The following is a 13,829-nucleotide window of genomic DNA, read 5'->3' as shown; positions in this document are numbered from 1 at the left end:
TTTCTCTCAATCATGCGTGTCTGACATCAGACGCGGACGACGTGCCAGCGCCACTCCCGCGCCTGTTAATGCCCCAACGGCACCCCACATAATCATCATGAACAGACGTCGCGGACTGTCACGTGATACCGGCTCTTCCGGCGTACGCAGATAACGGTAGGTCTGGAACTGGCTGTTCAGTTTTGGCCCGGTCTGCAGCGTGGTCAGCATTGCTCTGTTCTGATCATAGCTGATATCAAATTCCGGACCGGTGGCGCGCAGGGTATCCAGCTGTCCCTGCAGAACGGGCTGGCCCAGCAGGAACAGGTCGCTGTCTGCCAGGTTCTCACCCGCTTCGCGCGTCTGTTTCTCGTTGATGCCCTGCTGGCTGGCAATCTTCAGCGCCTGCTCCAGCCGATGCTGCTGGCGCTGGAATACCGCATTAGCCACATCTTCCTGACGTTTTACCTGCGCCTGCAACTGATCGGTACGCGCCCGCCAGGCCCCTTTTAACTCATCATTCAGATGACGCGCGGCGCGCTCACTGGCGTAAGCGATGTACTGCCGCAGCAGATTGTTAGCGTCGCCTGCTGTTTCCGCTTTAAGTTTGACGTTATCGGGCAGGTTATGTGCTGCGTCTGCGGGCGTGAACAGGATGTTGCCGATCAAATCGTCGAGCAGCGCGGCATCGTTATGCGCATTGCCGGTTTTACGGTTCTTGTAGTAATCCGTTTGCTGCCAGAACTCCCGACGCGTATCCCAGGAGGCAAGCTGCATGGTGAACTCCTGATAAACCTGATCCATCACCGTCGGTGACGGTGCAGCCAGCGTCAGGGCATTGTTGCGCACATCCAGATTGGTCAGGAACTGCTGCTGCGCATAGTAAGAGCCCAGCATGTTCACCGTCGGGCGATCGGTGATCGCCGTGGTGCTCCAGACCTGTTTCAATAGAAGCGTCGCCAGCCAGGCGATCAGAGCAAACAGCAGCGCCAGCCCGACAATCCAGCGTTTGCCACGCCATAAACGGCAGCTCAGGCCGCGAATATCCAGTTCGTTGTCCACAACGTCAGCAGGCATGGCAGAGGTATCCTTTTTCAGCATCGGGTTCATTTATTTTTTGCTTCGCGATGATGGCTCAGACGACGCTTGATACGCCGGACGCGTCGCGCCACGCGCCACGCATGCTTCAGGCAGTAGCCATAAACCATAAAAGCGCCCAGGAACAGCAGCAGCATCACCCACTCCGGAATGAACGCCAGATATTCACCCAGTACACCGATACCAGCGAGGATGGCCGCCGCAACGGTAATCAGGACAAAGGCCTGACGCGAGGTAAAACCGGCACGCATAATCAGATGGTGGATGTGCTGACGATCGGCCGAGAACGGGCTCATGCCTTTGCGCAGACGACGATACATAATCGCCACCATATCCATCAGCGGAATGGCGATCAGCCAGAGTGCGGTAACGGGTGTAATGGGATGGCTCAGGCCCTGCGTCGTTTCCAGCAGAATCCAGATAATGGTGAAGCCGATCATGGTGCTGCCGGCATCGCCCATAAAGACTTTGAAGCGACGCCCCAGGAAGCCGAGGTTAAGCAGAATATAGGGCAGCGTGGCAGCAATCATCGCAAAGCACCACATCGCAAGGCTGGTCTGGCCGTCGAAGTAGAGGATGATGCCCATCGCGGCAAAGGTGACCGAGGAGAGTCCGCCCAGCAGACCATCGATCCCGTCTACCATATTAAAGGCGTTGATCGCAGCCCAGACGGCAAACAGGGTCAGCACATAGCCGAAGGGCCCCACGATAAGCTCGAACGGACCCACGATAAAGCCCAGGCTGAGCAGATAGAGTTTTGCGCCAAACATCATCACCAGCGCGACGATGGCCTGTACGACCGCGCGAATTTTGACGCTGATATCGAATCGGTCATCCAGTGCGCCAACCAGCACCAGAACCCCGGCGCAGCCCAGATAGAGCAGCGCGTGTGGCAGATAGTAGTTGGTGATGGCAAACGTAAAGCAGATACCTGCGAACACGGAAATGCCGCCCACCAACGGAATCGCGCCATGATGACGTTTACGTGAGTTAGGCTTGTCAACTAAACCAATTTTTTTAGCTGCTTTTCGAGCAAAAAAGAGGAAAGCCAGGGAAAAGAGAAAAATTAAACCAAGCTCAGTACTCATAGTGAGTAAATTCACGTTAAACGCTCTCAGCTAACATCCCGCACCACAATACGCGAAAAAGCGCACCTGGTGCTGTGTCGGATTCCGAATTCTGCATAAAGAGACAGACGAACGGTCATAAATTCGCCATCACTACCACAGTCATTATAAATGCTCCTGCCAGTGTTCAATCCTATAGCTCACAAATGAAAAACGCCACGTTGAGACGTGGCGTAAGGTCGATTTTCTGCGCATTTGAACTAAAAAAGCCGAATCTGTGGTCCGGCCTGGCAGTATCGGATTATGAACGCTTCATCATATCGAAGAATTCATCATTGGTTTTGGTCATCGCCAGCTTGTTGATGAGGAATTCCATTGCGTCGATTTCGCCCATCGGGTGAATAATCTTACGCAGGATCCACATCTTCTGCAGCTCTTCCTGAGAGGTGAGCAGCTCTTCTTTACGCGTACCAGAACGGTTGTAATCAATCGCCGGGAAGACGCGTTTTTCAGCAATTTTACGGGCGAGATGCAGTTCCATGTTACCGGTACCTTTAAACTCTTCGTAAATCACTTCATCCATCTTCGAACCGGTATCAACCAGCGCGGTCGCGATGATGGTCAGGCTTCCGCCCTCTTCCACGTTACGTGCAGCACCAAAGAAACGCTTTGGACGATGCAGGGCGTTGGCATCCACACCACCGGTCAGGACTTTACCTGAAGCAGGCACCACGGTGTTGTAGGCACGCGCCAGACGTGTGATGGAGTCGAGCAGGATGATGACATCTTTTTTATGCTCAACCAGACGCTTGGCCTTTTCGATCACCATTTCAGCAACCTGAACGTGGCGCGAAGCAGGTTCATCGAAGGTTGAGGCGATAACTTCGCCTTTAACCAGACGCTGCATCTCGGTCACTTCTTCCGGGCGCTCGTCAATCAGCAGCACCATCAGCACGCAATCCGGGTAGTTGTACGCCAGACTCTGCGCGATGTTCTGCAGCAGCATGGTTTTACCGGCTTTCGGCGGTGCCACGATCAGACCACGCTGGCCACGACCGATCGGTGATGCCAGATCGAGTACGCGAGCGGTTAAATCTTCCGTTGAGCCATTACCCCGTTCCATACGCAGACGTTTATTTGCGTGCAGCGGCGTGAGGTTTTCGAACAGAATCTTATTACGCGCGTTTTCCGGCTTGTCGTAGTTAACTTCGTTAACTTTCAGCAGCGCAAAATAACGTTCACCTTCTTTTGGTGGACGGATTTTGCCAGAGATGGTGTCACCAGTGCGGAGGTTAAAGCGGCGGATTTGGCTGGGGGAAACGTAGATATCATCAGGGCCGGCGAGGTAGGAGCTGTCTCCGGAACGGAGGAATCCAAATCCATCCTGAAGAATCTCCAGCACGCCATCACCAAAGATGTCTTCGCCGCTTTTCGCGTGCTGCTTCAGGATGGAAAAGATAATGTCCTGCTTGCGCATGCGAGCCTGATTTTCCAGCCCCATATTTTCGCCGAGAGTAATCAGCTCAGCAACCGGCGTATTCTTTAATTCGGTAAGATTCATAGTGATGGGTTCTTAAACTCGGGGTAATACTCGGAATGTTTGTCGTGAGTGGTATGGCAATTAATCCATGCCGTTAATGGCTCTTTTCGGCTCTTCCCGACGATCATCGTATGAAATGGCGATCGGTATGCAGGCAGATGTCCGAATGTGATGCCAGAGTTGGAGCTAACCGTAAGATTGCTGAACCGTTCTATCTTTATAAGGTACAGGGCGACAGGGTTCAACAAGGGAAAACTTTCAGATGCAAACTACAAGGTAAGTTCGTAATGCAGTATTGGTAACTTAGCACGCCCGAAAGCGAACGTCCAGCAGCAGGAGATAAATTCACCACTGCCAGACGTTCAGCCCTGAATTACGCCAGGTTGGCGTTCAGGAACTCTTTCAGCTGGCCTTTAGACAGCGCGCCCACTTTGGTCGCGGCGACTTCGCCATTTTTAAACAGCAGCAGCGTCGGGATACCACGAATGCCGTATTTCGGTGCCGTGCCTGGGTTGTCATCAATATTCAGCTTAGCGATGGTCAGCTTGCCATCATACTCTTCTGCAACTTCATCAAGGATGGGCGCGATCATTTTGCAAGGACCACACCATTCAGCCCAGAAATCTACCAGTGTAACGCCGTCGGCTTTCAGCACGTCGGTGTCGAAACTGTCATCAGTCAGATGAACGATTTTATCGCTGCTCATGTTTTACTCCAAAGATTATGCCTGGCGAATTGGCGTAATATATACCAATGTTGGTTGACTTTATTTCATCGGATACGCTTTCGTAAAGCGATAGTAAGCTGATATTCTACCACACTATGAGCAAAACACACTTAACTGAACAGAAGTTTTCCGACTTCGCCCTGCACCCAAAAGTGGTGGAAGCCCTTGATAGTAAAGGCTTTCAATACTGCACGCCGATTCAGGCGTTAGCTCTGCCTTTTACGCTTTCAGGGCGTGATGTTGCAGGCCAGGCGCAAACCGGTACCGGCAAAACGATGGCGTTTCTGACGTCAACGTTTCATCATCTTCTCTCTCATCCTGCGGCGGAAGGTCGTCAGGTTAACCAGCCACGGGCTTTAATTCTTGCGCCGACGCGTGAACTTGCTGTACAGATTCATGCGGATGCCGAACCCCTTACCGCCTCAACCGGCCTGAAACTGGGTCTCGCCTATGGCGGAGACGGTTATGACAAACAGCTGAAAGTGCTGGAACAGGGCGTTGATATTCTGGTGGCAACCACCGGCCGCCTGATCGATTACGCGAAGCAGAATCATGTCAATCTCGGCGCCATTCAGGTCATGGTGCTGGACGAAGCCGATCGCATGTTCGATCTCGGCTTTATTAAAGATATCCGCTGGCTGTTCCGACGCATGCCGCCCGCTACGCAGCGTCTGAGCATGCTGTTCTCGGCGACGCTCTCTTACCGCGTCCGTGAACTGGCGTTTGAGCACATGAACAGTGCTGAATATGTCGAAGTGGAACCGGAACAAAAAACCGGCCATCGCATTCAGGAAGAGCTTTTCTATCCGTCTAACGAAGAGAAAATGCGCCTGCTGCAGACCCTGCTGGAAGAAGAGTGGCCCGATCGCGCCATTGTATTCGCCAACACCAAGCACCGCTGTGAAGATATCTGGGGCCATCTGGCTGCCGATGGACACCGCGTTGGTCTGCTGACCGGCGACGTGGCTCAGAAAAAGCGCCTGCGCATTCTGGATGATTTCACCAAAGGTGATGTGGATATTCTGGTCGCCACCGATGTAGCCGCTCGCGGCCTGCACATTCCGGCTGTGACGCACGTCTTTAACTACGATCTGCCAGATGACTGTGAAGATTACGTTCACCGTATTGGCCGTACCGGTCGTGCCGGCGCCAGCGGACACTCTATCAGCCTGGCCTGTGAAGAGTACGCACTGAACCTGCCTTCAATTGAAGAGTACATTGGCCACAGCATTCCGGTCAGCAAGTACAGCAGCGAAGCGTTGTTAACCGATTTACCGCCGCCTAAGCGTCTGCAACGCAGCCGTACCGGCAATGGCCAGCGTCGCGGAGGGAATAACGCCAATCGTCGCGGAGCTCCACGCAACAACAACCGCAAACGTTCAGGTTAGGCCACCATGCTCAGCGCGTCGTCACTTTATGCAGCGATCGATTTAGGGTCTAACAGCTTTCATATGTTGGTGGTGCGCGAAGTCTCTGGCAGTATTCAGACCGTCGCAAAAATTAAGCGTAAGGTTCGCCTTGCTGCCGGTCTGGATAAAAATAACCTGTTGTCAGCCGACGCGATGTCGCGTGGCTGGCAATGCCTCAGACTCTTCTCTGAACAACTGCAGGATATTCCCCCCGATCAGATTCGCGTGGTAGCGACCGCCACCTTGCGTCTGGCTGCCAATGCGCAGACCTTCCTCGACACCGCCCAGCAGATTCTCGGCTGTACCATTAACGTCATCAGCGGTGAAGAAGAGGCGCGCCTGATTTATCAGGGCGTGGCCCACACTACCGGCGGTTCCGACAAGCGCTTAGTGGTCGATATCGGCGGCGGCAGTACCGAACTGGCTACCGGCGACGGCTCACACGCATCCGTCTTGTTCAGCCTGTCGATGGGCTGTGTGACGTGGCTGGAGCGCTTCTTCAGCGATCGTCATCTGGCAAAAGAGAACTTCGACCAGGCTGAGCAGGCGGCCCGTGAGATGATCCAGCCGATTGCCGCGCAGCTGCGTGCGCAGGGCTGGCAGGCCTGTGTCGGTGCATCCGGCACGGTTCAGGCGCTGCAGGAGATCATGGTGGCGCAGGGTATGGATGAGCGCATCACGCTGAATAAACTGCAGCAGCTGAAGCAGCGCGCCATTCAGTGCGGCAAACTGGAAGAGCTGGAAATTGAAGGACTGACGCTGGAACGGGCACTGGTGTTCCCCAGCGGCCTGTCGATCCTGATCGCTATCTTCCAGACGCTCAGCATTGATAGCATGACGCTGGCTGGTGGTGCACTGCGGGAAGGACTGGTTTACGGCATGCTTCATCTGCCGATTGACCGCGATATCCGTACCCGTACGCTGCACAACGTCCAGCGCCGTTTCAGCATTGATGTCGAACAGGCAGACCGCGTGCGTCAGCTGGCTGAGAGTTTTTTCCGTCAGGTTTCCACGCCGTGGAAGCTGGATCAGCGCTGTCGTGAGCTGCTGCTCAGCGCCTGCGCGATCCACGAAATTGGCCTGAGCGTCGACTTCCGTCATGCGCCACAGCACGCGGCGTATCTGGTGCGTCACCTCGATCTGCCTGGCTTCACACCGGCGCAGAAGAAGCTGCTGGCCTGTTTACTGCAAAATCAGAGCGGCAGCATCGATCTGGCATTGCTGACTCAGCAAAACGCGCTGCCGCCGCGTCTGGCGGAACGGATGTGCCGTCTGCTGCGGCTGGCGATTATTTTCTCCACCCGCCGTCGCGATGACACCCTGCCTGCAGTGCGGCTACTGGCAGACGATGATGCCCTGCATCTGACCCTGCCCGCAGGCTGGCTGGAGGCGCATCCGCTGCGCAGCGAACTGCTGGAGCAGGAAAGCCACTATCAGTCTTACGTCCACTGGTTGTTAACCCTGTCGTAATAGCACCCGCGTGAGGCGAATTTCCTTCGCCTCCTGCGAGGTTTAACTCTTCTTCGCCTTATCCAGCATCGCTCTCAATCCGGCGACCCGACTCTGCCCGGTTTTCATACGCTCTTCCGCACTGACCACTTTGCGCTCGGTCTCCCATTGCAGATCGTCCTGCGGCAGCTCCAGCAGGAAACGACTCGGTTCTGGCCGGATTAACTCGCCATACTGCCGGCGTTCGCGACACAGGGTAAAAGTCAGTTCTTTCTGCGCCCGCGTGATCCCCACGTAAGCCAGGCGACGCTCCTCTTCGATATTGTTCTCATCGATGCTGCTCTGATGCGGCAGCAGTCCCTCTTCCATGCCCACCAGGAACACATAGGGGAACTCCAGACCTTTAGAGGCGTGCAGCGTCATCAGTTGCACCTGATCCAGCTCTTCATCGCTTTCACCGCGCTCCATCATGTCGCGCAGGGTAAAGCGCGTCACCACCTGCGCCAGCGTCATCGGCTCATCGATATCGCTGCCTTCGAGCATTTCAGTCATCCACTGAAACAGCGTGTTGACGTTTTTCATCCGCATTTCGGCGGCTTTGGGGCTGCCCGAGGTTTCGAACAGCCAGCTTTCGTAGTCGATGCCGCGAATCAAATCGCGGACGGCATTCACCGGCTCACGTTCGCTCAGCTGGATAATCTCATTCAGCCAGTGGGTGAAGCGCTGCAGATGCTCCAGACCACGGCCGCTCAGCGTCTGCCCCAGACCGACATCAAAACTGGCGTTAAACAGACTCTTGCTGCGCAGGTTGGCCCATTCACCGAGCTTCTGCAGCGTGGCCGGGCCAATCTCGCGGCGCGGCGTATTAACGATGCGCAGAAACGCGCTGTCATCCTCAGGATTGGTCAGCACACGCAGATAGGCGAGCAGATCTTTAATCTCCGGCCGGGAGAAGAAGGAGGTGCCGCCAGAGATGCGATAGGGGATGCGGTTCTGCATCAGAAACTTTTCAAAGGTCCGTGACTGATGGTTGCCGCGATACAGAATCGCGTAATCTTTGTACTGCGTGCGGTTAATAAAGTGATGCGCGATCAGTTCGCCGGTGACCCGCTCCGCCTCATGCTCTTCGCTGTTGGCGGTCAGCACTTTCAGCTCGCTGCCCTGCCCCAGCTCCGAAAAGAGCCGCTTCTCAAAGACGTGCGGATTATTGGCAATCAGGATATTGGCCGCCTTCAGGATGCGCTGCGAAGAGCGGTAGTTCTGCTCCAGCTTCACCACCTCCAGCGCCGGGAAATCCTGATTCAGCAGCACCAGATTCTGCGGCCGTGCGCCGCGCCAGGAGTAAATCGACTGGTCATCGTCGCCGACGACCGTGAAGCGCGCGCGTGTGCCAACCAGCAGCTTAACCAGCTCATACTGGCTGGTGTTGGTGTCCTGATACTCATCCACCAGCAGATAGCGGATACGCTGCTGCCAGCGCTCACGCACTTCCTGATTACGCTGCAGCAGCAGCGTCGGCAGCAGGATCAGGTCATCAAAGTCCAGCACGTTGCACGCCTTGAGATGCTGACTATAGAGGGCATAGCAGTGGGCAAAGATATTATCCTGCTGTGATTTCGCCTGCGCAGCAGCGCCCTGCGGATCGATCAGATCGTTTTTCCAGTTCGAGATGGTGGAGATAAGCTGCTGCAACAGCGTCTTATCCTCTTCCAGCCACTCTTTGGTCAGTTCTTTCAGCAGGGCAAGCTGATCCTGATCGTCGAACAGCGAGAAGTTCGACTTCATGCCCAGCGCCGCCGTTTCGCGTTTGATGATCTCCAGTCCCAGCGTATGGAAGGTTGAGATCAGCAGGCCGCGCGCCTCTTTGCGGCCCAGCGTCTGCGCCACACGCTCTTTCATTTCGCGCGAAGCTTTATTGGTAAACGTTACCGCGGCGATGTGGCGCGCCTGATAGCCACATTCACGAATCAGATGGGCGATTTTGTTGGTAATCACGCGGGTTTTACCCGATCCCGCGCCCGCCAGCACCAGACAGGGACCGGTAACAAATTCGACGGCACGTTGTTGGCTGGGGTTTAAACGCATAAAAGAAATCGCCTGATTGAATCAAAAGAAAGGGGTTTATACTGGGCGGCAATTATACACAACCGAGATACCAACATGGCGAAAACCGCGGCGGCTTTACACATCCTGGTCAGAGAGGAAGCGCTGGCAAAAGAGATTCTGGCGAAACTGGCGAAAGGCGGCAATTTTCAGGAGCTGGCAAAGAAGCACTCAACCTGTCCTTCCGGCCGTAAGGGGGGCGATCTGGGCGAGTTCCGGCAGGGACAGATGGTGCCGGCCTTTGATAAAGCGGTCTTTACCTGCCCGCTGCTGACGCCTTACGGGCCGGTAAAGACCGGCTTTGGTTATCACATTATCAAAGTGCTCTACCGCAACTAGTTACTTCTTCTGTTTCATCTGCTGCAGGACGGTGCTGCACTGATTGTCTTCGTTATCACTTGGCGAGATCATGGCCAGCAGGGCCGCTGCCGGACCGACGACCGCACCCAGTGCCACGGCAGCGGCACCGCGGGCCAGCAGTGGCCCCGCTTTCACGCCTGCATCCGGATTTTTAAAGGTGCCGCGCACGTAGAGCGGGGAGCGCAGCGTCACGATGCGGATGCCCTTGCTCTCCGGATTCACCGACAGATCCAGCCGCTCACTGGCGAAGTTCGCATTACCTGACACATTGATAATCGCGTTCTCGGTATCAAACACAAACAGGTTAGGCGTCGCCACACCGTTTTGCAGTCTGAGATCGGTCGCAGCACAGTTGATACGCACCTGGTCATCGCCAAACAGCTTACCCACCACGTAGTTACCGACGTTGAGTCCGGCAATCTCCATCAGGCTGCGGCTGATCAGTCCATCATTCATCAGCAACTTAAGCTGACCGTTGCTGGTCGCCAGCAGATCGGCCACTGAGTTACCAGTGCCGGTAAAGCTGGCATCGCCATTGAGCTGACCACGGCTGTTCTTCATTGCGTCCACCGTCGGGAAGAGCTGACGCAGCTGCAGCTTACGGACATGAAGGTCAACCCGGCCACGCATCGGCGATCGATCGCCCTCCAGCCGGATGGTACTGTTGAGACTGCCGCCTGCCACACCAAAGCGCAGCGGATCCAGCAGCAGATCGCCGCTTTTCAGCTGTAAGTGGGTATAGAGATCGCTTAACGGCAGGGAATTACTGTGTTCGATTCGTTTGCCGCTGAACTTCACATCGGCATCCATCACGTCCCAGTTTTTAGTCTCAAATTTATCATGCGGCAGCACGCGGTCGGCAGGCTGATTCGATTTCTCACCGCGACGGGCTTTGGCCTGCGCGGTTTTTTCACTGCCTTTGCCGGAGTCCACGCCAATCAGCGGCCCCAGATCGGCCATACGCAGCTGCTCCGAGGTCAGTTCGCCGGTCAGCGTCGGACGGGGTTTGCCCTGCGTGTAAATCAGCGAGCCATGAATATCGCTGTCGCCAATGTGTCCGTTGAATTTCTCATAGCGGTAGACCGCACCTTTTTCGCCATTGAATTTCGCAATCAGATGGCCATCAGTTTCATAAGGGGGTGTGTCAGGCAACAGGACGCCGGTCAGGCCATAGAGATTCGCCAGCGTATCGCCTGCGAAGCGCAGCCGCACGTTAAGCCCGCCGAGGTTCATCGGATCCTGCAACCCGCCCGTCACCTGCACGCGCGTGGAGCCGTTGCGCACATCGGCCTGAATCGGGAACGGAGTGTTCTGGCTGCGCAGCGACAGCATGCCGCCGATTTTGCCGTCGCCACTGAGATTCTCGTTGTTATAGGTGCCACTGGCTTTCCAGCCAAAGACAAAATCGCCCGCGCCCTTCTGCTGATCGTTGCCGCCGGCAATCTGCGCGTAAGGCACTGGTTTACCCAGCGGATTAACCTGCACCGTGACATCTGCACGGTTAACGGCATCGCGATAACGGATTTGTCCCTGATCAAACAGAATATTATCCAGACGGAAGGACCACGCAGACGGCGCAGCATTCTTCTCGTCTTTGTCGCTATTGGCCAGGGTAAAGGTCCAGTTGTTCTTTTTATCCGCGGTCTGGATCAGCCGGGCATCAGGGCGCTGCAGCTTAATCCACGGAATAAACAGCTCTTTATGCAGCAACGACAGCGGTGACAGCGTGGCATCCACACGTTGCAGATGCACCATGGTGACGTCAGGAATGTCTGGCGGATTGCCCAGCATGATATCTTCCGCGTGCACCTGCGGCCACGGCACCCAGCGCCGCCAGCCAGCCTCGTCGCGATTTCTTGCCCAGTCGATACCCAGATCTCCCCGTATCGCAAAGGGACGGTTTAATTCGGCAGAGACTTTCTGATTGATGGTGGGCTTCAGGCGATTCCAGTCAAAGGTGGCGATGACGACGATGATCACCACGATTAATAACACCAGAATTCCTGCTACCCAGCTGACTATTTTCCCGGTACGCGACATTACGCTTTCTCCTTGCACATTCACGGTCTGCGTTAAAGATAGTCGAGACGGCGAGCAACGGCATCAGGGAAGCTGGATAGTGAGATGATTCAGTTCAGAAAATGGGACAGGCCGCGAAAAGTAGTAGCCCTGGGCCGCGATAGCGGGGGACACTTTAACCTGCTGCCACTGCGCTTCCGTCTCAACGCCTTCAACAATGACGCCGTTGCAATAGCGATTGATCAGCGCCAGCAGCATCGAAAACAGGCTGCGTCCTTCATCGGTGGTGCCCAGCAAAACAAACAGGTCGCGCGAGAGCTTGATGTAATCATAGTTGAGTTGGGTCAGCGCCGAGAAATTGGCCATACCCGAACCGAAATCATCCAGCCACAGCGCCCCCAGCTCAGGAATTTTCGCTACTTTCTCCTCCTGCGGCAGCACCTGATGCTCGGTGAGTTCAAAGCGTATCCAGGGCAACCGGGCGATAAGCTGGCGAATAGCAGGTCGATGCTGAATGGCGAGCAGTGAGGGGCCGTCTATGTTGACCGAGGCGACCACATCATTGCGTTCAAAAAATGCAGTCCATTCGGCGAGAAGTTCAAGCTGCTCATACACGACGTTCAGGCGCTGAGCGATGTCGAGTCCGGCAAACCAGGCTTCAGGCGAGAGATTCCGTTCCGGCGCCATGGGATGATAAACGGCGGTCAGCAGTTCAATGGCGAGTAACCGACCGGTTACCCGATAGATCGGCTGAAACCGATAGCGTCGATGACATTGTTGCCAGAAGAGCGGCGTTTCCGTGTGGAGATTAAGGTCGGTTGAAGACGGCAGCCATTGGCTAATATTCTCCATCACCATGCTATTTTCCTGGTTGGTAACACGTCTCCAAAACGGGAGACTGAAGTGATTATCGTAAATGCCTGTGATAATGAGATGAATGGAGCGGCCGTATGAAAACGGGAAGTTTACCAGCCGATTCGTTAGCATAATCGGTAAAACAGGCCGAAATTAGCCGCTCTTATCGCCCGGATCGGGGCCTTTCAGCGCCTTAAGTTAAATTAAAACACCGTTTTAAAATCATTGACGTCTGCCATACCAGACGCGAGACTAAGGCGATATTTCACTACAGGTCTGAAACCATGACGCAGAAGAAAATCGCCATCATCGGCGAATGCATGATTGAGCTGTCCGAAAAGGGTGAGAACATTAAGCGGGGCTTTGGCGGCGATACCCTTAACACGGCCGTTTATCTTGCCCGCCAGGTTGATGAGCAGCAGTTACGGGTCGATTATGTTACCGCGCTGGGCACGGATTCGTTCAGCGATCAGATGATCGCCGCCTGGCAGCAGGAAAAGGTGAATACGGACCTGATTCAGCGCCTCGATAATAAGATGCCGGGCCTGTATGTGATTGAAACCGATGCCGATGGCGAGCGTACCTTCTGGTACTGGCGCAGTGATGCTGCCGCGCGTTACTGGCTCGACAGCCCGCAATCCGCAGAGATAGCCGAACAGCTGTCGCACTACGATTATCTCTACCTTAGCGGCATCAGTCTGGCGATTCTGCCGCCGGCAAGCCGTGAGAAGCTGATGGCATTGCTGGCCCGCTGCCGGGCGAATGGCGGCAGGGTGATTTTTGATAACAACTACCGCCCGCGTTTATGGGCCGATCGCGCCAGCGCGCAGGCTGCGTATCGCGCCATGCTGAACTGTACCGATATCGCTTTCCTGACGCTGGATGATGAACATCTGCTGTGGGGCGAGCAGCCACTCGATGACGTTATTGCGCGTACCCGTCAGGCCGGTGCCAGCGAAATCGTCATTAAGCGGGGTGCAGACTCCTGTCTGGTCGCTATCGGCGATGCGCCGCTGATCGAGGTGCCTGCGGTACATCTGGCGAAAGAGAAAGTGATCGATACGACAGCCGCTGGCGATTCATTCAGTGCCGGATATCTGGCGCGTCGTCTGACGGGTGCCTCAGCGGAGGCCGCCGCGCAGCGCGGACACCTGACCGCCAGCACCGTGATTCAGCATCGCGGCGCGATTATTCCGGTAGCGGCGATGCCTGAGTGATACTGA

At 55.4% G+C, this 13,829-nt stretch carries 11 protein-coding genes; 4 read left to right on the top strand and 7 right to left on the bottom strand.

The genetic code is table 11. The annotated features are described in order from the left end of the window. Positions 1-6 precede the first annotated feature (6 nt). The 4 genes from wzzE to trxA form a co-directional block, all read right to left on the bottom strand. Entirely contained in the window at positions 7-1,080 is a 1,074-nt protein-coding gene (gene wzzE, locus FA92_RS18440) for an ECA polysaccharide chain length modulation protein (RefSeq protein ID WP_255359549.1), read from the bottom strand. Between the two features lie 5 nt (positions 1,081-1,085). Then, positions 1,086-2,165, bottom strand: coding sequence for a UDP-N-acetylglucosamine--undecaprenyl-phosphate N-acetylglucosaminephosphotransferase (gene wecA, locus FA92_RS18435; protein WP_033784413.1), 1,080 nt, complete (start codon positions 2,163-2,165; stop codon positions 1,086-1,088). 280 nt (positions 2,166-2,445) lie between these two features. Continuing rightward, entirely contained in the window at positions 2,446-3,705 is a 1,260-nt protein-coding gene (gene rho, locus FA92_RS18430; RefSeq protein WP_003851960.1) for a transcription termination factor Rho, read from the bottom strand. 352 nt (positions 3,706-4,057) lie between these two features. Next, positions 4,058-4,390, bottom strand: a complete 333-nt coding sequence (trxA, locus tag FA92_RS18425; protein WP_003851963.1) for a thioredoxin TrxA — start codon at positions 4,388-4,390, stop codon at positions 4,058-4,060. Positions 4,391-4,506: 116 nt separating this feature from the next. Here trxA and rhlB point away from each other — a divergent pair, with 116 nt between their 5' ends. Both rhlB and gppA read left to right on the top strand, forming a co-directional pair. Next, positions 4,507-5,799 carry an ATP-dependent RNA helicase RhlB gene (gene rhlB / locus FA92_RS18420; protein ID WP_013359670.1) on the top strand — a complete coding sequence of 431 codons (1,293 nt, stop codon included), beginning with the start codon at positions 4,507-4,509 and terminating at the stop codon, positions 5,797-5,799. Between the two features lie 6 nt (positions 5,800-5,805). Next, on the top strand, positions 5,806-7,290 hold the full coding sequence (gene gppA / locus FA92_RS18415) for a guanosine-5'-triphosphate,3'-diphosphate diphosphatase (protein WP_013359669.1): 1,485 nt from the start codon (positions 5,806-5,808) through the stop codon (positions 7,288-7,290). Between the two features lie 42 nt (positions 7,291-7,332). Here the strand turns inward: gppA and rep are convergent, their stop codons facing one another. Then, on the bottom strand, positions 7,333-9,354 hold the full coding sequence (gene rep, locus FA92_RS18410; protein ID WP_033784412.1) for a DNA helicase Rep: 2,022 nt from the start codon (positions 9,352-9,354) through the stop codon (positions 7,333-7,335). A gap of 75 nt (positions 9,355-9,429) precedes the next feature. Between rep and ppiC the strand changes: the two genes are divergently transcribed. Further along, positions 9,430-9,711, top strand: a complete 282-nt coding sequence (ppiC, locus tag FA92_RS18405; RefSeq protein ID WP_033784411.1) for a peptidylprolyl isomerase PpiC — start codon at positions 9,430-9,432, stop codon at positions 9,709-9,711. Here ppiC and FA92_RS18400 read toward each other — a convergent pair whose 3' ends face one another. Together FA92_RS18400 and pdeH are read right to left on the bottom strand one after the other, a co-directional pair. Further along, positions 9,712-11,772 carry an AsmA family protein gene (locus FA92_RS18400; protein WP_033784410.1) on the bottom strand — a complete coding sequence of 687 codons (2,061 nt, stop codon included), beginning with the start codon at positions 11,770-11,772 and terminating at the stop codon, positions 9,712-9,714. Positions 11,773-11,835: 63 nt separating this feature from the next. Next, positions 11,836-12,609 (bottom strand): cyclic-guanylate-specific phosphodiesterase, encoded by a 774-nt coding sequence (gene pdeH / locus FA92_RS18395; protein ID WP_013359664.1) that lies wholly within the window; start codon positions 12,607-12,609, stop codon positions 11,836-11,838. 281 nt (positions 12,610-12,890) lie between these two features. On the opposite strand from pdeH, the gene FA92_RS18390 reads away from it, so the two are divergent. Continuing rightward, entirely contained in the window at positions 12,891-13,823 is a 933-nt protein-coding gene (locus tag FA92_RS18390; protein ID WP_033784409.1) for a sugar kinase, read from the top strand. Positions 13,824-13,829 lie beyond the last annotated feature (6 nt).

The organism is Pantoea sp. 9140, from assembly GCF_000745295.1.
Taxonomy (GTDB): Bacteria; Pseudomonadota; Gammaproteobacteria; order Enterobacterales; family Enterobacteriaceae; genus Pantoea; species Pantoea vagans.
The sequence above is the reverse complement of the archived record's forward strand: the minus strand, read 5'-3'. Positions and strand labels throughout refer to the sequence as shown.